The sequence below is a fragment of the Lacticaseibacillus yichunensis genome (assembly GCF_003946405.1).
Taxonomy (GTDB): domain Bacteria; phylum Bacillota; class Bacilli; order Lactobacillales; family Lactobacillaceae; genus Lacticaseibacillus; species Lacticaseibacillus yichunensis.
Genome location: NZ_RHOG01000004.1, coordinates 1 through 22,267, shown reverse-complemented (window position 1 = coordinate 22,267; position 22,267 = coordinate 1). Strand labels below are relative to the sequence as shown.

Annotated in this window: 22 protein-coding genes and 1 pseudogene; 21 read left to right on the top strand and 2 right to left on the bottom strand. The window is 56.4% G+C overall.

Annotation, left to right across the window (positions count from 1 at the left end; translation table 11 throughout):
- Nucleotides 1-73 precede the first annotated feature (73 nt).
- The 8 genes and pseudogenes from EKM95_RS11770 to EKM95_RS02190 form a co-directional block, all read left to right on the top strand.
- Nucleotides 74-340, top strand: a pseudogene (locus EKM95_RS11770) (YlbG family protein); the annotation flags it as partial.
- 268 nt (nucleotides 341-608) lie between these two features.
- On the top strand, nucleotides 609-1,169 hold the full coding sequence (rsmD, locus tag EKM95_RS02220) for a 16S rRNA (guanine(966)-N(2))-methyltransferase RsmD (protein WP_125696206.1): 561 nt from the start codon (nucleotides 609-611) through the stop codon (nucleotides 1,167-1,169).
- Nucleotides 1,166-1,669, top strand: coding sequence for a pantetheine-phosphate adenylyltransferase (gene coaD / locus EKM95_RS02215; protein ID WP_125696205.1), 504 nt, complete (start codon nucleotides 1,166-1,168; stop codon nucleotides 1,667-1,669). Before rsmD ends, coaD begins: the two co-directional genes overlap by 4 nt.
- Nucleotides 1,656-2,735 carry a SepM family pheromone-processing serine protease gene (locus EKM95_RS02210; RefSeq protein ID WP_125696204.1) on the top strand — a complete coding sequence of 360 codons (1,080 nt, stop codon included), beginning with the start codon at nucleotides 1,656-1,658 and terminating at the stop codon, nucleotides 2,733-2,735. Before coaD ends, EKM95_RS02210 begins: the two co-directional genes overlap by 14 nt.
- A 225-nt stretch (nucleotides 2,736-2,960) precedes the next feature.
- Nucleotides 2,961-3,620 (top strand): helix-hairpin-helix domain-containing protein, encoded by a 660-nt coding sequence (locus EKM95_RS02205; protein WP_125696203.1) that lies wholly within the window; start codon nucleotides 2,961-2,963, stop codon nucleotides 3,618-3,620.
- Complete coding sequence (locus EKM95_RS02200; RefSeq protein ID WP_125696202.1) at nucleotides 3,617-5,782, top strand: DNA internalization-related competence protein ComEC/Rec2; 2,166 nt, start codon at nucleotides 3,617-3,619, stop codon at nucleotides 5,780-5,782. The genes EKM95_RS02205 and EKM95_RS02200 overlap by 4 nt, the downstream gene beginning before the upstream one ends.
- Before the next feature lie 20 nt (nucleotides 5,783-5,802).
- The gene (gene holA, locus EKM95_RS02195; RefSeq protein WP_125696201.1) at nucleotides 5,803-6,828 is read left to right on the top strand and encodes a DNA polymerase III subunit delta; all 1,026 of its coding nucleotides are present in this window, start codon (nucleotides 5,803-5,805) and stop codon (nucleotides 6,826-6,828) included.
- Nucleotides 6,829-6,908: 80 nt separating this feature from the next.
- A complete protein-coding gene (locus EKM95_RS02190; protein ID WP_125696200.1) occupies nucleotides 6,909-7,412 on the top strand; it encodes a hypothetical protein in 504 nt (167 codons plus the stop codon).
- A gap of 102 nt (nucleotides 7,413-7,514) precedes the next feature.
- Here EKM95_RS02190 and rpsT read toward each other — a convergent pair whose 3' ends face one another.
- The gene (gene rpsT / locus EKM95_RS02185) at nucleotides 7,515-7,769 is read right to left on the bottom strand and encodes a 30S ribosomal protein S20 (RefSeq protein ID WP_125696199.1); all 255 of its coding nucleotides are present in this window, start codon (nucleotides 7,767-7,769) and stop codon (nucleotides 7,515-7,517) included.
- A gap of 249 nt (nucleotides 7,770-8,018) precedes the next feature.
- On the opposite strand from rpsT, the gene rpsO reads away from it, so the two are divergent.
- The 8 genes from rpsO to EKM95_RS02145 all read left to right on the top strand — a co-directional run bounded on the left by rpsO (nucleotide 8,019) and on the right by EKM95_RS02145 (nucleotide 16,413).
- Nucleotides 8,019-8,288 (top strand): 30S ribosomal protein S15, encoded by a 270-nt coding sequence (gene rpsO / locus EKM95_RS02180; RefSeq protein ID WP_125696198.1) that lies wholly within the window; start codon nucleotides 8,019-8,021, stop codon nucleotides 8,286-8,288.
- Nucleotides 8,289-9,313: 1,025 nt separating this feature from the next.
- Complete coding sequence (locus tag EKM95_RS02175) at nucleotides 9,314-10,996, top strand: ribonuclease J (RefSeq protein WP_125696197.1); 1,683 nt, start codon at nucleotides 9,314-9,316, stop codon at nucleotides 10,994-10,996.
- Nucleotides 10,997-11,160: 164 nt separating this feature from the next.
- Nucleotides 11,161-11,703 (top strand): GNAT family N-acetyltransferase, encoded by a 543-nt coding sequence (locus EKM95_RS02170; protein ID WP_125696196.1) that lies wholly within the window; start codon nucleotides 11,161-11,163, stop codon nucleotides 11,701-11,703.
- A gap of 63 nt (nucleotides 11,704-11,766) precedes the next feature.
- The gene (locus EKM95_RS02165; RefSeq protein ID WP_125696195.1) at nucleotides 11,767-12,681 is read left to right on the top strand and encodes a hypothetical protein; all 915 of its coding nucleotides are present in this window, start codon (nucleotides 11,767-11,769) and stop codon (nucleotides 12,679-12,681) included.
- A 201-nt stretch (nucleotides 12,682-12,882) separates the two neighbouring features.
- Nucleotides 12,883-14,073: an elongation factor Tu gene (gene tuf / locus EKM95_RS02160; RefSeq protein ID WP_125696194.1), complete on the top strand. Its 1,191-nt coding sequence runs from the start codon at nucleotides 12,883-12,885 to the stop codon at nucleotides 14,071-14,073.
- A gap of 635 nt (nucleotides 14,074-14,708) precedes the next feature.
- Entirely contained in the window at nucleotides 14,709-14,990 is a 282-nt protein-coding gene (locus tag EKM95_RS02155; protein ID WP_318530890.1) for a PadR family transcriptional regulator, read from the top strand.
- On the top strand, nucleotides 14,983-15,744 hold the full coding sequence (locus EKM95_RS02150; RefSeq protein ID WP_125696192.1) for a hypothetical protein: 762 nt from the start codon (nucleotides 14,983-14,985) through the stop codon (nucleotides 15,742-15,744). Before EKM95_RS02155 ends, EKM95_RS02150 begins: the two co-directional genes overlap by 8 nt.
- A 114-nt stretch (nucleotides 15,745-15,858) precedes the next feature.
- Nucleotides 15,859-16,413, top strand: a complete 555-nt coding sequence (locus tag EKM95_RS02145) for a DUF6508 domain-containing protein (RefSeq protein WP_125696191.1) — start codon at nucleotides 15,859-15,861, stop codon at nucleotides 16,411-16,413.
- Between the two features lie 129 nt (nucleotides 16,414-16,542).
- Here the strand turns inward: EKM95_RS02145 and EKM95_RS02140 are convergent, their stop codons facing one another.
- Nucleotides 16,543-17,736 (bottom strand): ROK family transcriptional regulator, encoded by a 1,194-nt coding sequence (locus EKM95_RS02140; RefSeq protein ID WP_125696190.1) that lies wholly within the window; start codon nucleotides 17,734-17,736, stop codon nucleotides 16,543-16,545.
- A gap of 331 nt (nucleotides 17,737-18,067) precedes the next feature.
- Between EKM95_RS02140 and EKM95_RS02135 the strand changes: the two genes are divergently transcribed.
- From EKM95_RS02135 to EKM95_RS02115, 5 genes are all read left to right on the top strand, one after another.
- Nucleotides 18,068-18,973 carry a DUF7916 family protein gene (locus EKM95_RS02135; protein ID WP_449818787.1) on the top strand — a complete coding sequence of 302 codons (906 nt, stop codon included), beginning with the start codon at nucleotides 18,068-18,070 and terminating at the stop codon, nucleotides 18,971-18,973.
- Nucleotides 18,974-19,094: 121 nt separating this feature from the next.
- On the top strand, nucleotides 19,095-19,595 hold the full coding sequence (locus EKM95_RS02130) for an immunity protein YezG family protein (protein WP_125696189.1): 501 nt from the start codon (nucleotides 19,095-19,097) through the stop codon (nucleotides 19,593-19,595).
- Complete coding sequence (locus tag EKM95_RS02125; protein WP_125696188.1) at nucleotides 19,592-20,161, top strand: hypothetical protein; 570 nt, start codon at nucleotides 19,592-19,594, stop codon at nucleotides 20,159-20,161. The genes EKM95_RS02130 and EKM95_RS02125 overlap by 4 nt, the downstream gene beginning before the upstream one ends.
- 348 nt (nucleotides 20,162-20,509) lie before the next feature.
- Entirely contained in the window at nucleotides 20,510-20,881 is a 372-nt protein-coding gene (locus EKM95_RS02120) for a hypothetical protein (protein WP_125696187.1), read from the top strand.
- Between the two features lie 2 nt (nucleotides 20,882-20,883).
- Nucleotides 20,884-22,173, top strand: coding sequence for an exonuclease domain-containing protein (locus EKM95_RS02115; protein ID WP_125696186.1), 1,290 nt, complete (start codon nucleotides 20,884-20,886; stop codon nucleotides 22,171-22,173).
- Nucleotides 22,174-22,267: the final 94 nt, after the last annotated feature.

The following is a 22,267-nucleotide window of genomic DNA, read 5'->3' as shown; positions in this document are numbered from 1 at the left end:
TACACGATACTGCGAGGCGGTACCCACCACCTAAGTTTGAACGGTCACGCATCAACGGAAACATTCAGGAGGCATTATGGAGATCACGCAACGTCAAGGCCTGGTCGTTTGGGTCTATTCGCTCAAACAGATCAAGGCATTACGCCATTATGGCACGGTCATGTACGTGTCGCGGCGCATGAAATATGTCTATTTATACCTGGATGCAAAAGATGTCGAGGCGACGATGGGCAAGTTGGCTAAACTGCGCTTCGTCAAAAGCGTGGAAGTCTCGCACCGGCCGGAGCTTGCGACCTCATTTGGGCAAGCCAGCGGGGCGGCGCTCGACGATGAAGAAGACGATGACGCCATCAAAGCACGCGTCGAAGAAGTCCAGGCGCGCAAGGGCGAGTTGGCGCATGCGAAAGGCAAGGCTGAGGTTCAGACTGCGGTGGCCAAGGCGGCCGCGACCTCTCAGGCCACAGAGCCGGCTTCGCTGCTTCAGACTGCACAGGCGCCTGAACCAACAGTCGCGCCGGCTGCGGGTGAAACTCCTGGCGCGCCATCCTCGCGCCGCGCCGCCCGCCCGAGTCGCAATCGGCGGCCAAGTCGACAGGAGGGCAAGGCCCATGCGCATCATTAGTGGTGATTTCGGTGGGCGCAAGTTGGTCGCCGTTTCTGGCAACAATACGCGTCCCACAGCCGATAAAGTCAAAGGCTCGATGTTCAACATGCTGGGCCAGTTTTTCGCTGGGGGCTCGGCCCTGGACCTTTACGCTGGGACCGGGGCGCTTGGCATCGAGGCGGTATCCCGCGGGATGGCCCACGCGACGCTGGTCGACAAGGCGTACCCGGCGATTCAGGCAATCAAGCAAAATGTTGCGACGACAAAGGCTGAGGACCGGTTCACTGTTTTGAAAATGCCAGTGGATAAGGCCATCAAGACACTGGCCGAAGCGGGGCAGCAATTCGACCTCATTTTGGCTGACCCGCCGTATGCCAAGCAGGAAGTGATGGACCAGCTGGCCGCTTTTTTGGCTGAGGACCTACTGGCACCAGCCGGCCGGGTGTTGCTCGAGACCGGCCTTGATGTCGATTATCCCGAGGTGATCCCCGGCTACACCAAGCTGCGCCACCAGACGTATGGGGTCGCACAGGTGTTGATCTTAAAAAGAGGCGAAGACGCATGACAAAGATCGCGATTTTTCCCGGCAGCTTTGATCCGTTCACCAATGGCCATTTGGATACGGTGACCAAAGCTAGCCAGCTGTTCGACAAAGTGGTGGTGGCCGTCATGACCAACACCAATAAAAACGCCGTGTTCAGCGGGGCGGAAAAAGTGGCCATGATCGAGGCGGCTACGGCGGGGCTTGCCAACGTCGAGGTCTATGAACAGCCGCACATGCTGACGGTGGCGTTTGCCAAGCAAAGCGGGGCGCAGTACATGGTCCGCGGCGTGCGCAACACCGCCGACCTCAATTACGAAAATGATATCGCGGCCATGAACCAAACGCTGGCTAGCGACATTCAGACGGTGCTTTTGCCGGCGGATCCAAAGTGGCGCTTTTTGTCCTCGAGCCTCATTCGGGAAGTCGCGAGTTTTGGCGGGGATGTGGCGACGCTGGTTCCGGCGAATGTGAATGCCGCGCTGAAGGCCCATTTTGGAGGTGACCGCCATGATCCAACCTAAGCCGCTAAAAAAGCACAACGCACTGTGCCCCTTTCCCTGGCTGATCGCCTTGCTGGTGGGACTGATCGTGATTGGCCTGCTGTTTTTCGTGCGCACAAATCGGTACATTGAAGTGCCGGGCGGGGCCAATTCGCTGAAACCATTTGTCAAAGTCGAGGGCATTAAGGACGACAAAAAAGGGACGTACATGCTGACGACGGTGGGCATCATCGGCCCGGCCAGCCCAGCGGAACTCTTGTGGGGCAAGTTTCAGCCATACTCTGAGACCTACACGCAAGAAGAGCTGATGGGTGATGATGACAGCGACGAATACAACTTGCTGCAGGAATGGTACATCACCAGCGCCGCCAATAATGCGGTGGTCGCGGCGTTCAAGGCGGCCAAGCAGCCGGTGACCCTGAAGCTCAAGGGCATTTACGTGATGTCGATCATGGACACCTCTGCCTTCAAGGACAAGCTGAAGCTAGGCGATACCATCACCGCGGTCAACGGCAAGTCCTACACAAGCTCGGACGCTTACATCAAGGCGATCGGCGCGCACAAGGTCGGCGACACGGTCACACTCAGCATATTGCGTGATGGCAAGAAACTGACGGAGACCGGCAAGCTGACCAAGTTGCCAGGTGAAAAACATCCCGGCATCGGCATCAGCCTGACGGAAAATACCACCGTCACCAGCACGCCAAAAGTGACGATTGACGCCGGTGACATCGGCGGGCCAAGCGCTGGCCTGATGTTTGCAGTCCAGACGTACACGATGATCACGCATCAGGATTGGCGCAATGGCCAAAAGATTGCCGGCACCGGCACCATCGACGCGAAGGGCAATGTCGGCCAGATCGGCGGCATCGATAAAAAGGTCTACATCTGTTCAAAAAGCGGCGCCAAAGTCTTTTTCGCACCGGATGAACCCGCGACAAAGGCCCTGCTGAAGCTCGATCCGACCTATGAAAATAATTACGACGTAGCCGTCAGAACAGCCAAGCAGCTCAAGTCCAAGATGAAGATCGTCCCGGTCAAGACGCTGCAAGATGCACTGGATTATTTGAAGGCACACGCGAAATAGAGGAAGGTGATCCGCGATGAGATGTCGCGGGTCGCTTTTTTTGGCGTGCCCACTTTCCCAGTCGGGCTTCGGCTCGCATGGCGGGGCATCTAATTGGCCCGGACCTGATGGCAAAGCGCGCCATCCGCCCCAAGCCAAGTTAGCTGGCCCACCATTCCGCGAGCCTCCGCACCCTTTTTGCGTAATTTCTTTTATCCACCAATAATTGGGTAAGGGAGTGGCGAGATGGAGACGGTGAAGGAATGGATTCGGCAATTTTGGTTCGTGCCGCTGGCGGTTGTCGTGCTGGTCGGCTATTTCTGGTGGCAACAACAAAATAGCGGCCCGCCACCTGTGCCGATAGCGGAATTTTCAAGTAGCGCCGAAAGTGGCAGTTCTTCGACCAGCGCGAGTGCGGCGGCCAGCTCAAGCGCCGCCACCGCGCCCGGGTTTGTCGAGCTCAAAGGCGCGGTGGCGCATCCGGGGCTCTACCCAATCGATGGCACCACGCGCTGGGCGGCTGTGGTCAAAGCTGCGGGTGGCCTGTTGAAAAATGCGGATGCGAGTGCCGTCAATCTGGCGAAGGTCGCGGTCGATCAGGAAAGCCTCTATATTCCAAAGGCCGGCGAAACGCCGCCACCTGGGTCAACTGCGGGTACCGGAAGCGCAATCGGGAACTCGGCGTCTGGCGCTGGGCCGGCCACTGGCGCGGTGGTGGATCTCAATCATGCGACGGCGGAAGAACTACAGACACTCAGCGGTATCGGGGCCAAAAAAGCGGCCGACATCATCGCGTATCGCGAACAAAACGGGGGCTTTCAAACGACCGAGGACCTGAAGAAAGTCTCGGGCATCGGCGACAAAACGTTTGAAAAGCTCGCCGGCAGCATCACGGTGTCCCCATGACGCGCCGCTGGGTATTTGCGGCTGCCTTTTTCGCCGGCGGGTTGTACCTGTGGCTGGAGCCGTGGTGGATCGGGGCCGTACTGGTCGGCTGGGCGTTGGTGAAAAATCGTTGGGCGAAGTGGCCGCTGATGCTGGGTCTATTTGTGGTGGGCATGAGCGTTGGCTGGCGCGGGGCGGCGGCCACCCGAGATCCGCCCAAACCAAGCGGGTCGGTGATTGTGCTCCCGACGAACTGGGGTGGTACAGACACACTGCTGCGCTATACCGGCATCGCGGCGAATGGCGTCCCAGTGAGCGGGAGTGCCGTGGTCACCAAAGAAGAGGCCGACCGCCTGCGCGCAACGACCCAGCCGCAAGTGGTGCAGTGGCATGGTGACCTCACAAGATTACAGCCGGCGCGCAATCAATATGAATTTGATTATGCGCAGTATGTTTGGTTTCACGACGGACTGGCCTATGAGAGTCCGCGTCAGGCGCTGGTGGTCACCGCATTTGCCCCGCGCACCTTGACCGAGCATCTCACAGGGCTTCGGGCAAAATTGTTGGCGCGGGTCCAGCAGCTGCCGGAAACGATTCGACGCTATGCAAAAGGCTTGCTGCTGGGGCAGGTCGACGAAGAACTGGACGACATGCGCGAGGACCTCGTGCAGTTGGGCATTTTCCATCTCTTTTCCGTGTCCGGGCTGCATTTATTTGCACTGCTTGCGGGGCTGATCTGGCTGACGGACCGCCTGCGCATTCCCAAAGAGGCGGCGGAGTGGACGCTGATCGCGCTGTTGCCACTGTTGCCACTTCTGCTCGGCGGCGGGGCCGGCATCGTGCGGGCGGTGTGGCTCAGTGAGGTCAGATTGTTGACGGCGCGCATGCGGTTGCCCCTGTCACGCCTGGATGGCTTTTCGCTGGTCTTGATGGGGAACCTCGCACTTCAGCCGTATATTCTGCACACGTTTGGCGGCCAGTTGACCTATTTGCTCGCGGGGGCCTTGTATCTCCTGCCAGCCGGTCCGCGGCTGAAGCGCAATTTTCACCTGGGGCTGATTGGGCTGCCCGTGATCTTGGCGCACACGTTTCGGTTTCATTTACTTCAGGTCTTTTTCAATTGGCTCCTGGTGCCGGTATTTGAATTGGCCGTGATGCCGCTGGTGCTGGTGACCCTGATTTTTCCTGGCGGCCCATGGACCGAGGCGCTGGAACCGGGCTTACAGCTAGGCGAGAAGGGGTTGCACGCGCTGACGGCACTGCCGGGGGACGTGATCTTCGGGGCGGTCCCGGCGGCGCTTGCGGTGCTGGGCGTCGGGGTCGTACTGGTCAGTTTGGCGCGCCGGCAGAAAAGATGGCTCATCGCCTGGCTGGTGGCGGCGTGGCTCGTGGCCAATGTCCATCCGCAGTGGCGCGTCACGTTGTTTGATGTGGGGCAAGGGGATGCCATTTTGATTGAGGCACCCTTCAAGCAGGCGGCGGTGTTGGTGGACACCGGCGGACGGGGCTTTGGCACAGTGCGTGAGCCGCCAGCCAAACGGGCGATCGTCAATTATTTGCATGCCCGCGGGCTGAACCACCTCGATATACTGGTGTTGACGCATGCGGATGCGGATCACGTGGGCGATGCGGGCCTGTTGGCGCAACTGATGCCAGTTCGCCGGCTGGTCACCACCACGCTGGCCGCGCGCCACCGCTATATTTTGGCCGCCAAAGCCGGTCAGGTCGCCAGCCACACGCCACTGCTTGCGCCGGCCATCCTGACCGTGGGACCACTCAAACTCAAAGTTGTCGCGCCAGAGTCCGCAGACGCCAAGGAGAAAAACGCCGACTCGCTGGTGCTCTATGGTAAGATAGATAAGTATTTTTGGCTGTTGACCGGCGATGCGGACCGGGCGGTGGAGGCCAAGATCGCGCCTTTGATCGGCCGAGTCGACATGCTCAAAGTCGGCCACCACGGCTCACGCACCTCCAGCGACCCGGCGTTTATCGCCCAGATCGACCCCAAATTGGCGCTGATCTCGGCCGGCGTCAATAACCGGTACGGCCACCCCCATGAAGAGACGCTTGAAACGTTTGCGGCGCAGGGGGTGCCAGTTTTGAATACCGCCGACCGCGGAATGATCTGGGTTAGCGGCCAGCAAGTTTTCACCCAATTGACCGGCGCAGCAGCCGGCAAGTGATCTTTCTGAAGGAGGCCATCATGCGCGTTGCGGACTTGGCAAAACAATTGAAGACAGGCAAGGTACCACCGCTCGTCCTATTGCTGGGCGAAGAAACGGCCCTTCAACAAGAGGCTCTGGCCGCGTTGGCTGCGCTTATTCCGGACGACCAGCAGACGATGAACATGGCTAGTTATGACATGCGCCAAACCCCGGTCGGCGTGGCGCTGGATGATGCCACCTCGCAGCCGTTTTTTGGCGACCTCCGCGAAGTCGTGATCACGCAGCCCTATTTTTTGACTGGTGAAACAAACGCTGGCAAGATCGAGCATGACCTCGCCGGCCTTGAGCGCTACTTCAAGGATCCGGCGCCGTCAACGGTGATGGTCATTGTCGCGCCTTACGCGAAACTCGATCGGCGCAAGAAGCTCACGACCGCGCTGGTGAAAAATAGCGTGACGGTCGATGCCCAATTGATGAAAAGCGGGGAGGCCACCGCGGCCATCAATCGCGAGCTGAAAAAGCAGGGACTTGCGCTCACGCGAGACGGCATGGCGGCCTTCACCCAGCGCACCAACGCCAATTATTCCGTCATGATGCATGAGCTGCCAAAATTGGAACTGTACGCGCAAAATGGCGGCGCGCTGGATGAACAGGCGGTGAGCGCGCTGGTGCCCAAGCAACTGACGGACCGGGTCTTTGACATGGTCAACGCGGTGGTTCGGCGGCGGGCCGATGTGGCACTGGCCATTTATCGCGACCTCCTTTTGCAAAAAGAGGAACCGATCAAGCTCAACAGCCTGCTTCTCAGCCAATTTCGGCTGTTGCTTCAGGTGCAGATTCTGATGCGAAAAGGCTACGACCAGGGCGGCATTGCGGCGGCGCTGAAAGCCGCCCCGTTCCGCATCGAAATGGCGATGCGTGAAAGCCGTGGTGTAGAAGGCTCTGCGCTGCGGGCCGCGTATCTGGGGCTCGTCGACACCGAGGCGGCTATGAAGACTGGGCGCATCGACAAGGAATTGGCGTTTGAATTATTTGTCTTGAAATATTGCGGGCAACATCGGTAACGGGTCAGAGGCGTCGGGGAAAAATCGGCGGCGTTCGGACGGCACTGAGGCGGTCTGCTCGCAGGCAGGGGGTGCGCACAATGGCCGATATGATGGTGATCACGATCAAAATGGGCGGTGCCACGCGCGACGAGTTGCGTGCGCAATTGGCCGCCGCGCATATTCAGCTCAACAAGCATGCTGCCCAATTGCTTGAGATGATGCCACTGTATCCACAAGAGCCGCCATATCAGGTGCGCGTCGGCCTGGTGCCGATCGCGGCGCTGGGGCTGACCGGCGGCGCCACCTTACCTCAGATCTACCGGGCGGCGATCGGGGCGGGGCTCAAATTGGCGCCGCTTGCGCTGGCTGTTTTTCTCCGCCTCCAGTGGCGTGATCAGCCGGCCAGCCAGGACCTTGAGATGCACCGTCAAGCAGTGCCTGATCTTGCTGTCACCGTGGCCACCGCCACCCCCGGCGACCTCGACGCACCGCGGGGCTTTTACCTGCGCAACGTCGCGGGCCAGCTGCATCTGCGCGGGTATGTTTGCGATGACCAGTATTGGTGGCCGGGGGATGCGGTGTTTGCGTTTGTGTTGAACTAGGCAAATAGCGCGAGCGTCGGCTGATGGCGGCCGGCCGCACCGAATTTTCCACAAAAAAATAGCGACCCGCAAAAGCAGGTCGCTTATTTTTAAGGTTACTGATTATTTGTTGATCAAAGCGGACAGGCGGCTCTTGTCGCGGCCAGCCTTGTTCTTCGTGATCAGGCCCTTGGTCTCAGCCATATCGATCGAACGGGTCGCAGCCTTGAATAAGTCCTGGGCGTTGTCCGCGCCAGATTCTTGCGCAGCCTTGAACTTCTTGACCGCGGTACGCATCGCGCTGGTCTGCGCAACGTTTGCCTCGCGGGCAGCCGTCGCGGTCTTAACGCGCTTGATCGCAGATTTGATTTGTGGCATGTGCATTTCACCTCCGCAAAGTGGATTTTTCGATGAACTGATTTCGTTTCAACAGGAACGATTATACCGGAGCGCCTCTATCAATGCAATAAAAACTTGTAAAGGGAAATGGCTTGATAGGCGGGAAAAGCTTGCTTTTGCTCGGGCCTTCCGGTAAAGTAGTCAAGTACTACGAACCTGTCGCTTGGTCTGGCGGTTCACCGCGCCTCGCTCAGTCTCAGGCAATTTATAAGAAGGGTGGAAATTACCATGGCAATTTCACAAGAACAAAAGAACGAGATCATCCAGAAGTATGCACGTCACGAAGGGGACACTGGTTCACCAGAGGTCCAGATCGCGGTTTTGACTGCGGACATCCTGAACCTTCAGGATCACATGGCGGCTAACAAGAAGGACCATCATAGCTATGTCGGCCAGATGAAGAAGATCGGCCATCGTCGTAACCTGCTCGCCTATCTGCGTAAGACAGACGTTCAGCGTTACCGCGACCTGATCAAGAGCCTCGGCCTGCGTCGTTAATTTGAAAAATCATGGGAAGCATCCGTCAGCGGGTGCTTCTTTTTTTAGGGTGCGCACCGGAGCCCAACTTTAGGGTGCGCAGCCGAGCGCATAGGGGTGGGCAGGTAGTTCGCCCTGGGCGGTTGATGGCGCACTTGGCCATCAGGCGACTAGGGCGACTACATGTCTCACCCCTGCTCGGCGAAGCTCAACTCGAATTAGGCTGCGTCACCAAACTCTGATTGGTGTGCCCGTGGCCGCTTAACCAAAACGCAAGCAAAACACCACAAGACCTTCATCTTCTGCGCAAAATACGCGCACAACTCCCAGTTACGATGAACTCATCAAAACAAAGGAGCTGACCTATATGAAAGTCTTATTGATCACTGTCCCAGCCGCTGCCGCCGTCCTAGCCACCACCGCCGCCGTGGTCTGGCACCAAAAGAGCCGGCGCCTCATCCCAATTCCAGTTAAGCACTAACCTACATAATGGGCACCGACAATAACAGTCGGTGCCTGTTTTGATTCTGGGGAATAATAGAACTGGTAATGATTGGACTTCTCAATTCGCCGAGATCGATAGGAGAGGTGGACATATCTAGCAAGCACAACACAATTCGGGACACACGACGTCCCGGCTCCGACCCGCGAAATGACAGCGTACCGATCCAGCGAAATGACGGCCAAAAGTGCCATATCTATAATGCTTGATGTAGGGTGGGCTCCGGCCGAAAACGGCTCAGCCCCCTCGTCGGCGTTGGCGGCTGTGCCGCTTACGCCGAAAGCAAGCTTTAAGACCGCGCTTTCCGCGGGCTCAAAGTTGCTTGGGAGCGTTCCAGCCGATTTTCGGCCGGAGCCCACCCGGGCGTTTACTCGTTTTTTTACACAATATGCCACTTTTCGCAACGCATTTCGGAGTGTGGTACACTAATAACAGAAGTTTATCGTTGAGTCCGCGTCCATGGCGGTGGCAGGCGAAGCCCCACGTTGAAGCCGGTCGCGAGTCTCGAGAAAAATTCAATAAAATTTTCTGAGGTGTATTTCACATGAGCAAAATCAAAGTGATCGCACTCGGTGGCGTCCGCGAAAACGGAAAAAACATGTACGCCATCGACGTGGACGGTCAAATTTTTGTCGGGGACTTCGGCCTGAAGTACCCGGACAACGAACTGCTGGGCATCGACATCGTGATTCCGGATCTTACCTATTTGGAAGAAAATGCAGACAAGATCGCTGGCATTTTCCTCACGCACGGCCATGCGGATGCCGTGGGTGCCTTGCCATATTTTGTCGGCGAGCATCCGGTTCCGGTGTTTGGCTCCGAGCTGACCATCGCGCTTGCGAAGCTGGCCGCGGCTGGCAATCCGCAGGCGAAAAAATTCAACGACTATCATGTCATTGATGAGCATTCCGTAATCGATTTTGGCAAGAACAAAGTCTCGTTTTTCCGCACGACCCACAGTATTCCTGGGTCGCTAGGCATCGATATCGAGACCCCGAGTGGCCAGATCGTTTACACCGGCGACTTCAAGTTCGATCAAAGCGCAAGCCCGATGTATCAAACGGACCTGTCGCGCCTCGCGAAGATTGGGGACGGCAAGGTGCTCGCGCTGTTATCCGACTCCGCCAACGCTGAGTCGCCTTATCAAAACGCGAGTGAGCACGAGATTGCGACCAAGATCGAGGAGACCATTAAGTATCAGCCGGGCCGCGTGATCGTGGCCAGCGTTGCGAGCAACATCGAACGCATCCAGCAGGTGTTGGACGCAGCCGCCGCCACCAATCGCCGCGTTGTTTTGACCGGCCGGGAAGTGGAAAAGATCGTCCGCACCGCCATTCGGTTGAAGGACATCACCTTGCCAAAACCGGACATCTTGGCGTCGACGAAAGAACTCAAGACCCTCAAGGATGAAGAAGTTGTCATTCTTGAAACGGGCCGGATGGGCGAGCCACTCAAGTCCCTTCAGCGGATGGCGACCTCGCGTCATCGCTTGGTCCACATTCACGAAGGGGACCTCGTCTTCATTACCACCTCGATCTCCCATGCGATGGAGACAATGGCGGCCAAGACTCGCGACATGATCTACCGCGCAGGCGGCGAGGTCAAGGCGATCTCGGACGACATCCACGCCTCCGGTCATGCCAACAAGGCGGACCTGCAGTTGATGCTCAACTTGCTCAAGCCGGAGTACCTCATTCCGGTGCAAGGCGAATACCGCTTGCTTGCGGCGCATCAGGAGATTGCGGAAGAAGTTGGCATTCCGGCACAGAATATTTTTATCCTGAACCCTGGCGACATTGTTTCTTATGAAAAAGGGAAGATGCACAACGCGGGTCATGTCGATGCCGGCAACACCATGATCGACGGCATCGGGGTCGGCGACATCGGCAACATCGTCTTGCGCGACCGCAAGATGTTGGCCGAGGACGGTATTTTCATCGCGGTGGTCACCATCGATCGCAAGAAAAAACGCATCGTGTCCACCCCGAAGATCTCAAGTCGCGGCTTCGTTTACATCAAGACCTCCAAGGATCTGTTGGCCGAAGCGGGCGATCTCGTCACCAAGACCGTTCAAAAGCAGCTCGACAACAAGGAATTCGACTGGAGCACGCTCAAACAATCCGTGCGCGAGGACCTCAGCCATTTCCTGTTTGACCAGACCAAGCGCCGGCCAGTGATCTTGCCGGTGATCATGGAAGTCAATCAAAACAGCACCAAACGTCAGTAAAACGCGAACGTCAGCGAGTCCTTGCTGGCGTTTTTGCTTTCAACGAATAAGGACCGTGTGTGGCCGTCCAAGCCAAAACGGACAGCGGCCAGGCCTGTGATCTAAGCTAAAACGGACAGCGGCTCAGAATACAGGCTAAGTCCAAAATAGAGGGAGGACCTGCGATGCTATTTGAGACAGAACGCCTGATCATGCGGATGGGGCGCGAAACAGACTTTGCGGATTACTTGGCGCTCGTCTCCGATCCCGCCAGCATGGCTTGGGGTGCGATGGGCAGCCAGCGCCCCCAAACGGAAAAGCGGGCGCGCGAGACGTTTGCCCAACTGTATTTGGTGCTGCCGGCTGTCGCGGTGACCCGCAAAAGCGATGGCCGGATGATCGGCGTGCTGAACATGGACCAGGATCCCTGGCTCAAAACATGGGAGATCGGCTATACTTTTACCTCGGCATACTGGCATCAGGGTTACGCAACCGAGGCCGCATGGGGCGAGCTCCAGTATCTTTTTGACCAGAACCAGGCGCCCTATGTGTACGCCAATGTGACCGCGGGCAACCGGCCTTCCGAAAACGTGCTCGCGCGCCTGGGCTTCACACGCGAAGGGGAGAGTCGCTTCGGCTTTTTGCTGCACGGGCGCTATCGGGTCCAGCAGCGCTTTGGCCTGACGCGCGCGGAATATGAGGCGAAGCGCTCAGCGGATCCGCGGTAGGGCTTGCCTTTGCCCGCGTGTTGGCGGAAACTGAACGGTGAATACGACAAAGGAGCTATTATCATGGGAAAAATCGTCCCGCTGCCGGATAATGTGGACCGGCATCTCAGCCTCGGGGAAAGCGCGCTTCGCAACAGCAATTTTGCGGCCGCGGTTCCGCATCTGGAAAAAGCCTATCAGCGCACGCCTGTTTTTGAAGTGGGGCGCGAGCTCGTGCAGGCGTATAACGGCCTTGAGCAAAGTGCCTCGGCGCTGCCGATCGTGTCCGAGTACATGGAAGACTTTTTGGCCTCGGCCAAGGACACCGAGCTGCTTTATGACACACTGCTCGCGCTACCAGATTACCGCTTCGCATGGGCGATGCTGGCACATGTCGCCGTGATTCAGCGGCCGCCATTGCAGCAGCGCATCGAAGACGCCGAGGCGGCGGATCTGGCGGCTAACGAACCGGCGTTGGAAAAATTGGCCAAGGAACTCAAACATCTCGGCGGCTTTGATGCCCACAAACAGGAACAGGTGATCAAGGAGCTCGGTCGTCTGCCACGCCAGCTAATGATCGAGGCGGCCAGGCCAAATCTGACAGACGAGGACGTCCATCCGGCGGTGCGCATTTCGCTGCTCGACGCGTTGACGGCGGTGGGTGATCGCGAACCCGTGACCGTGTTGGGCTATCAGACATCCGGTGAGGTGGTGCCGGATGAGCTGCCAGGGGTGCTGAATGATCCGACGCTTTTGGCTGTGCTCGACCAGGTCCAGCGGCAAGTGGGCTTGGGCGATCCCGAATTGATGCGCGCGACGGTGCAGGTCTTGCGCTTTGAATTAGGTTATTTATACCCGTTCATTGACCAGACCATTACCGATCCCAAGCAATTTGCTTATGATTACCTACATAAGGACAGCGCGCCATTGTCACCGGCGATGCAAACGCTGCTGGCCTGGCTGGGCGAACAGACAGCGAAACTGGCCGATATGGCGTAAGTTCGGCTTTTAGGTGTAAACAGAAAATTCTTGACGCCGCCTGTTTACAAAGCCGCCGGTTCTCGGTATAATCGTTTTCGGAATTCATTTCCCGCGGGAATATTTGTTTTGGTATTCGCGCGCAAATGTAGTACACTAGTACGTAAAGGATTGCGGGGTTTGCCCGTATCTTTACGATAAAATACAGGAGGTTCGTTTTTCATGGCTGAAAAAGCACATTATGAACGCACTAAGCCCCACGTCAACATCGGTACCATCGGGCACGTTGACCACGGTAAGACTACTCTGACCGCGGCGATCACCAAGGTCCTCTCTGAAAAGGGATTGGCCGAAGCTCAGGACTACGCATCAATCGATGCCGCACCTGAGGAAAAGGAACGTGGCATCACCATCAACACCGCCCACGTTGAATACGAAACGGAAAAGCGCCACTACGCACATATCGATGCGCCAGGGCATGCTGACTACGTTAAGAACATGATCACCGGTGCCGCTCAGATGGATGGTGCGATCTTGGTCGTTGCCGCTACTGATGGCCCGATGCCTCAGACTCGCGAACACATCCTGCTTGCGCGTCAGGTCGGCGTTGACTACATCGTTGTCTTCCTGAACAAGACTGATCTTGTTGACGATGACGAATTGGTTGACTTGGTCGAGATGGAAGTTCGTGAACTTCTGTCCGAATACGATTTCCCTGGTGACGATATTCCTGTTATCCGTGGTTCTGCGCTGAAGGCTCTTCAGGGCGACCCAGAACAGGAAGCCGTTGTTCAGGAACTCATGGACACCGTTGACGAATATATCCCAACGCCAGTCCGTGACACCGACAAGCCTTTCTTGATGCCTGTTGAAGACGTCTTCACCATCACCGGCCGTGGCACTGTTGCTTCTGGTCGTATCGATCGTGGGACTGTCAAGATTGGTGATGAAGTCGAGATCATCGGCTTGAAGCCACAGGTTATCAAGTCCACTGTTACCGGTCTTGAAATGTTCCGTAAGACCCTTGACCTTGGCGAAGCCGGCGATAACGTTGGTGTCTTGCTTCGTGGTGTGAACCGCGATCAGGTTGAGCGTGGCCAAGTTTTGGCAAAGCCAGGTTCGATCAAGACCCACAACAAGTTTAAGGGTGAAGTTTATGTCCTTAGCAAGGAAGAAGGCGGCCGTCATACACCGTTCTTCTCCAACTATCGTCCGCAGTTCTACTTCCATACAACCGACGTTACGGGTGTCATCGAACTCCCAGACGGCGTTGAAATGGTTATGCCTGGCGATAACGTTACCTTCGAAGTAGACCTGATTGCTCCGGTTGCCCTTGAAAAGGGTACGAAGTTCACGGTCCGCGAAGGTGGCCGTACGGTTGGCGCGGGTGTCGTTTCCGAGATCCTCGACTAATCAATAGCCTTCAATTGCGTCTCACTCCGGTGGGGCGCTTTTTTTGCACTCTTTTTGCGGTTGGTGTGGTGCCGGGTGCCGTCTGTTGTTGCGGTGCGTTGGGGGCGACGGCGAGTGGCGGGCACAGGGGCTTGCTGGCTTGGCGAAAATCGGGCTGGAACGCCCTGGGCACGACTTGGAGCCGCCCGCGGAAAGGTGCCGCGTCCGTCTCCAAGCTCGGCCTTATCGTTAGCGGCCGAGCCGCTAACGATAATTTCAGGGCTGAGCCCAATTTTCGCCTGCGCCAGCCGCCCCGGCGCCACGCCACTAGCCGGTCGCCCCGGCGACAGAGCGGCCCGGACCGCACCGCTGCATGAGTTCGCGAATTCGCGCTTCGCCCATCAAAAAGAGAAATCGCCGATCTCAGAACTCTCCAGCTGTCACAGTCCTCAGAGGCCCGTCAACGTCGCAATCCCCGGTGGACCCCCAGGTATGCGATGTCTCCCTTCAGTCAGCGAACTTTCAACTATCATGCTTTACAAAGTACCTCCGTGGGGCTATACTTTGCTTTGCAAGATAGCAACCCGCGGGAGGTGAGGACATTGGCGAAGATTCCAAGCCAGCTGCTGAAAGGTACGCTGGAAGGGGCGCTGCTCATGATCATTGGACGCGGCGAGACATACGGGTACGCGCTTCAGGAAACGCTGGCCGAGCTTGGCTTCGGGCAGGTGCCTGAGGGGACGATCTATCCGCTGCTGCTGAAGATGCAGCGCAACAAGCAGATCGAAGCGGTTCGGCATCCTTCTGCCAGTGGCCCGGATCGCAAGTATTATCATTTGACCGCAACAGGTGAGGCCAGCATCGCAGAATTTTTACCCAGCTGGCGGCAATTGGTGGGCGCGATGGCGCAATTGGAGGGGGACAAGGGCAATGAGTAGGGAACTGACGAAGCCGATGCAGGCAAAATTGGCGGGAATTCATGGCGTCGATCACGTGTACGCCGAAACGCTGGTAAGGTATCTCCTGAGCTTTTCCAGCAAGGATCCACGCGAAGTCGCCACCACGATCGAGGCCATTTTGGATGACATGATCGATGCGCAACAAGCCGGCCAGCGCCTGCCCGATAATTTTGGCGAGGATCCGCAAGCCGCCGCAGACGAGATCATCGCTGAGTTGCCCAATCGCAGTCGCGCGCAATGGCTCGACTATTTGTGGCCGCTGATCAATTTATCGCTGGTGGGGGCGACGTTGGATGCTTTTTGGCGCCGGCCGCCCGCTTGGCACTTGGCGGATCTGACCACGTTTGCGCTGTTTCTGCTCATCTGGGTGGTCGGCGCTGTCGTGCGTGGGGGAGGCTTCAATCAGCTGAAGCGGAAAACAACGCTGCGACTGGGCGTCTGGCTGCTCCTGTATTTCGGCGGGTTCGTGGGACTTGCGGCGGTGGTGACGCGGCTGGACCACCAGGTGATCGGCGCCAGCGTGCTGCTTATTTTCTGGGGCGCGATGACGGTCGTTTCGCTCGTCGCGTATCTGTGGCGCCGGTCGCTTCGGTTCTACTGGCCTGTGCTCTGGGGCCTGATGACCATCACCGCCGCGGTCGGCCCATCGCTTCCAACAGGCTCGTGGCTCGCGCTTTTGGCCGTGAACGCCGGCTGGTTGGTGTGGACGGCCATTCAGGCAACGGATAATTAGAGGGGACAAATGGCATACGAATTATTCACAGCATTGTGGATCGCGCTGTTGGCCGTGAACGTTGCCTGGTGGGTCAGGTCTGCCGCCACGGCAACGGATAATTAGGAGGAAAAAATGGCATACGAATTATTGACGCAATACGCATCCCGCTTCCCGGCGCCGGCCGCTTCGGCTGAGGAAATATCGGCAGACGATGATCTGCACAACGCATTGAACCAAAAGCCAGATGACGGTGGCGATATCCTCAAGGCGCTGGGTCAAACGCAAGACGATGATGGGGACATTCTCAAAGCCCTGGGACAGACCCAAGACGATGATGGCGACATCATGAAAGCGCTGGGCCAAACTCCAGAAGAGGCGGAACCCGAGATCGAGATCAACGGCCGCGTGAGATGGACGCTGGACAGTTTTATGCATGACTTTGACACCTTTGCGCTCACGCATACGGAGATCGCGGATTATTCGACCACATTGACGGATGCGGGGCTTGGCTTCTCTCGGTCCGCGCTGGCCAAGGCGGATGTGGCGGAGGCCCCAGCCGCTGTGATTCTGGCGATGCTGGTCGCAATCAGCCGCCTCGATCGATTTTCGGATGGCCTGCTGGCGGAATTCGCACAGGATGGACATCTGCACACATGGCTGACACGACTGGCGGAAGTGGACCACTAGGCAGATGACGCCCGCAGCCCGGTAACTTTGACAGCGCGTGACCCCGGCGGCTTGGCTACGCGAGACTACATAAATAGCCCGCCTTCACAACCAAGTGGAGGCGGGCTATTCCTATTTTTCAGTGGCCGGTCATTCCGTTCCGAGCAATTGCTCCGACACGGCCAACATGCTGGCGGCAATCGCGCCATTGTATTGGGTGTACGGCTTGATGGTCAGGCGCTGCGGCGTGACTGGGGTCAGCTGGAACATATTTTCATTCAAGGTCTGTGAGAGCTTGGTCTGCAGGGCCGCCGGGTCGAAAATTCGGCCGTGGATGATGATGCGGCGCGCGTCGACTTCAAGGGCGAGGTTGTTGACGGTGATCGCGATGTATTTGATCGCGGTGTCCAGCAGGTCGATCACGCCATCGTCGCCGAGCTCATACGCCTTCAGGACCGTTTCAAAGTCCAGCTGCGAGACATCCGGGGACAGCTGGCGCAAAAACGTGTGATCCGCGTTGCGATAAAGAAGCCGCGCCTTTTTCACGATCCACTCCTGACTGGCGTAGGTCTGCAGACAGCCGTGGCGCCCGCAATCGCACAGCTCGCCGTTCGGGTTGACGATCGTGTGGCCGATCTCGCCGACCAACGCGTTTTCCGGGCTGTACAGGTGGCCGCGGTACATCACCGACGCGAACAGGCCGCGCGCCGCGTGCAGGAAGATGAAATTGTCATCCGTCTGATCCGGCCCCAGCAGGCGTTCCGTCAAGGCCATGCAATGCACGTTGTTTTCAAAATACAGCGGCAAGTCGATGGCATCGATCGTGGGCTGCAGCTTGAACTCGGACCAAGTCGGGTTGATCGTCGCGATTTTCGCCGTTTCGGGGACAAAATGCCCTGGCAGCGCGATGCCGACCGCGACCGGCCGATAGCTCGCGTTATCCGCAATAAAGTCGCGCAAACTCGCCGCAAACACATCGCCGCGAATAACTTCCGGGTCGTATGAGGCGTTGGCCGTCACCGTTTTTTCAACATAGGCCTTGCCCGCGTCGTCCGTGATACAGAAGGTGTAGCTGCGCGCCGTCAGCTCCGCGCCCACATAATACGCGTGGCCATTGGCGATCGCGAGCATAATCTTCTTGCGCCCGGAGCGCCCAGTGTCGACCTGACTCTGGCCGATTTCCTGAATGAACCCTTCCTGAATCAAATGGCCGGTCACATCGCTAGTCGTGGCGGGGGTAATGCCCGTATTATGGGCGATATCGATACGGGAGATCGGGCCGCGCGCGTAGATCTGATCGAGAATGCGCTGGCGCAGCTCCGTTTGCTTTTTCGTCAACTTCAAACTGGACACCTTCTTTGCGCTTATTATAGCGAATTATGTCTAATATATAAACAACAAGCGGTTACATTTTTACGCAAAATTGCATTTTAATAATTAATCGGTCGAGAACCGCAAGCCCCGGCGCCATTGCGGGGTCTGGGAAAAAAGGCGGGCGGTGGTCTACACGCGGCGCTTCGCCCGCCATCTTGACTGTGTGGGCCACTTTGGTAAGGTAGAGGCAACAAGGGGGCGGCGTGCCGGTGCAGGCGAATTGGCAGCGCGTGGCGCTTGCGCCTTCGTCATCAAGCGAGAGAGCCCCACTCAGAAAAGGAGAACTCACATGGTCAAATGATTGATCTCAACCACAAGTAGCGAGGTGCTGGCAATGACAGGCGCCGAACTCAAACAAAGCATCAAAGCAAGCGAAGGGCGCGTCGTCCTCAGCGAAAATGTCGTCGTGGAGCCCGGCATCGAAGGCCTCACCACATCCGAAGTTGCGGCCGCATTCGGCGCGGACCTGATTTTGCTCAACGACCTCGACGTCCTCAACCCCGTCATCATGGGCCTGTACGACGAAAACGAGACCGAGCCCCGGCATGACGGCGAAAGCATCCACCGCCTCCAGCACCTCGTCGGCCGGCCGATCGGCGTGAACCTTGAACCCGTCGATCCAAACGCCGACATGGACTCCGAGCGTCGCGTGATCTCCGCCGGCCACCAAGCCTCCGAAACAACGCTGAAAGAAGTCGAGCGCCTCGGCTTCAATTTTGTCTGCTTGACCGGCAACCCCGGCACCGGCGTCACTAATGCGGCGATCGCAGCGAACATCGCCATTGCCAAGCGTGTTTTCCACGGCCTGATCATCGCTGGCAAAATGCACGCAGCCGGCGTTAACGAACCCGTTGTCTCAGAAGAAGCGACCCAGGCCTTCTTGGACGCCGGTGCCGACGTGATCCTCGTTCCGGCGGTCGGCACCGTGCCAGGCCTGGATGACGATGAAATCAAGGCTATCGTCAAGCTCGCTCATAGCCAAGGCGCACTGGTGATGAGCACCATCGGCACCAGCCAGGAAGGCTCCGGCGCCCGCTACATCGAAAGCATCGCTATTCGCAACAAGATTGACGGCGTAGACATCCAGCACGTCGGGGACGCCGCCTGGCACATCCAATCCCCATTTGAAAATATTTATGCGCTCAGCCGCGCCATTCGCGGGGAAAGCCACGCGATCGCCCGCATGGCCAGCTCCATCAACCGCTGAGCCCTCGGTGAGTTGACATCACAACAATTATTTAACAGCGTGTTGCATAACAGCGCTGTTTTTTTTTGCATTCCGTGCTACGATAGCAAGTGAAATCATCAACAAGCAAGGAGCGACACAGATGGATGAGACTGCAATGACCACCGCGACAGCGCAAATGATGAAGACCGCCACCGATGTGATTCCCGTCGGCTGGCATGACGTGGTGCTCGGCGCCAATATTTCCGCTGATGAGCAGGTCGTCCTGTTCTTCTTTTACACCGCGGCCAACGATCCGACCCGCTACCTGCGCGGCATCAGCCTGCCATGGGATTACGGCGGGGACAAGAAGCTCTTCGACGCCGCCATGGCCAAGCTCCGCGAGCAGGCCTTGGCGTTGCAAAAACAGGTGGTAGCCGCCGGTGATCCGGCGTTTCATGAACTCGTGCTGCACGCCGTTTATCAGGCAGACATGAAAACCACCCTCGGTTACGTGGATTGGGCGGCAGCGAATTTTTCGCCCGATGATCAGATGATGTATTTTCAGGCAACCTACCTCGGCACGGCATTCAGCGGCTGGGGCGCCAATCACAAGTTGAAGAAAATGGCGAAACTTGCCAGCAAGGGAGCAGGTGAACAATGACGCGTGCATATTCATCCAAATACGGACGGCCGTTCAAACCGATTCGGCCAATTATTGAACAGCCGGTGACACAGTTGCGGCTGGAAACAGATCTGGTCTGGCGTGGCGCTAAGCCAGCAGAAGGGGCGGAGGTCGCCCAGACGCTGGTCGTTCGCCGTGATGGCACAGCCAGCCTGACCCGCCTGTTATACGACAACGGTGAGTATCGCATCGGCAAAGTCGACGAAGAGACAATCGATCTTGCGGCTGCGGCTCAGATTCTGGACGACCTCCAGTGGATCTTCAACGAAGAGGCCGGCCTCGAGGAATTTGTCACGGACTCTGGTAGCTGGAAAGTCGAGTTCACCATCGAAAATGGCGATCCAATCCAGCTGAACGGCTACCTCCCCCCAATGGCCGGCAACAAATACGTCCGCACCTGGGAGCGCGAAGTCCGCGCCGCCCTCCATACGCGCCGTGTGTTCCTGTTTGGCAACGGCCATTATCAGTACAAGACCATTACTTCGAAAGCCAAGGCTAACACAAAGCCAGGCCCAGCAAAGGATTGGGGCCGGAAGAAGAAGTAGGTTGTTGGCGGGCGGATTGTTGCCTATTTAATAGAAGAAAAGATTCAAAAGCTACACGGGAAAACGGCTGGACGCCTTGGGAGAGAAGGGGTTCAGCCTTTTTTACGTGCAGTTTTTGATTTTGGGGATGCGGGAATTCTGTTGAATTTTTGCGAAATCTCTTAGGGTCAGCGCAATGGGGACAACGGTCTCGTAAATGCCATGTCATTGAGGAGTGATGACTAATAGGCGGGGCACTGCAAATATTTGTTCCGTTTTGGTACCGTTTTCAAACGGTGAAGACTATGATTGTTACGATATACCGCATTCGGAAAATTTTGGATATGCAAACATTTGGGGGGGATTGATGTGTGGAAGTATTCTGGCAAGTCCATCTATTTTAAGAAAACGCAAGTCGATATTGATACAACGTCCCGGATTCAGGCACTTGGGGGAACAATCGTTAAGCTTGCCGATCGAGGCGCGGCCATTGACATCATTGTTTTTGCGACGGAAGAAGAGAGAGCTCTTCATAACAAGACGCTTGACCGAGTTGTTACCAGGCAAGAGGCAAAGGGACGAGTTGTTCGTTTTCTTCCGTTGACGGAACTGGAGGAAAGTATGGGGCTGGACATGACACTTCCCTTTGCGTTATGGAGTCAGTTGCCGAATTTCGATCCGTGGTCAGGAAAAGAGATTCATCCGACCCGTTATAATGACACCAAAGTGGAGGAGAGTTAATAATGTTTGTTCAACCTACAACGAAAACTGAATTTGATGAAACGATTGCCAGCTATGCGCCATATCCAACTGACCGAATTGACGAAAATAATTTATTGGTTGGGGATGTGGTCGCTCTCTGGTGGTTTACACAACACCCAAAATTTCCAGACGTCTATGCGCCGAAATATTTCCGTCGAATTTACGCCGTGGATCTGCCCAAAGAATTAGGTAAATTCATCCAAGATGGATACCTTGTCAGGCAGGGTGAACGGTTGATTGGGACCAATCGTGCGTCCGCCTTGATCAGCGAATTTGAATGGATCATCAAGGCTCATCGAGAAGGCAGCCAGGATCTTTTCTATGAGAAGAGAAGGGCTTTGGCTAGCAGGGATATTTCGCGGAATCTAGGGAATGCCTCGATTTACCAGTTACCGAGCCACCCGGATCTAGCTTCGGATTTTATCTCGCTTGATATTGAAACAACGGGAACGAATTATGCCTATGACGATGTGATTCAGGTCTCGGCCACGCACGTAATGAATGGCTTGGAAACCGAAAATTTCACAAGTTTTGTTGATCCCGGTCGGTCGGTACCAGCGCATATCACTACCCTTACTGGAATTCGACAAGAGGACGTCGATAACGCCCCTAAGCTAAATGAATTGGCTGATGAGCTGATGAGCTTTATTGGAGACCGCCTTGTTATCGGCTGGAATTTAAAGAGTTTCGATCTACCGTTCCTCAACGCAAAAGGTATTGATCTGACAGCTAATACGATCTTGGATGTCATGATGCTCGCTCGCCGGCGTAAGCATCAAGGGGTCAATTCGCAACTTACGACGGTGAAGCATATGCTTGGCGTCGAAGCACTCTCGCATAACGCATTAACGGACGCGAGAGCGACGGCGGTTCTGTATGCTTTATTATTATCATTACCCTCTGTTGCAGCAGCGGCAACAGGCGGCAAGATGGCTTCTACCAGCCCCGCAGTATTCAACTATACTGATACTACGCCGCTGTTTGAAAATTTACATTTTGTCTTTACAGGTTCTTTCAATGATGGACAGTACACCCGAAAGCAAATGGAATATATTGTTGAGTCTCACGGGGGAACCCACGGCAAAAACTTAACAGCTAAGACTGATTATTATGTTGAAGGAATCCAAACAGCGCACAATCTGACCGATGGAAAAACTAGCGCTTCGCAAAGAAAATTTCAGGCACTAAAGCAAGCTGGCGTCAATATCTATAAGCTGAATGGCCAGGATTTCGATAAACTGTTGAGGACTTCCAAAGAACAATTTGAATAGAGAGTTGTAACTACTCTAGTCAGTACTGAACTAGGCTGCTGACTTTGACCGTTCAGTGATGACTTTATAGTTAATTTGATATGTTTTGCCGGCT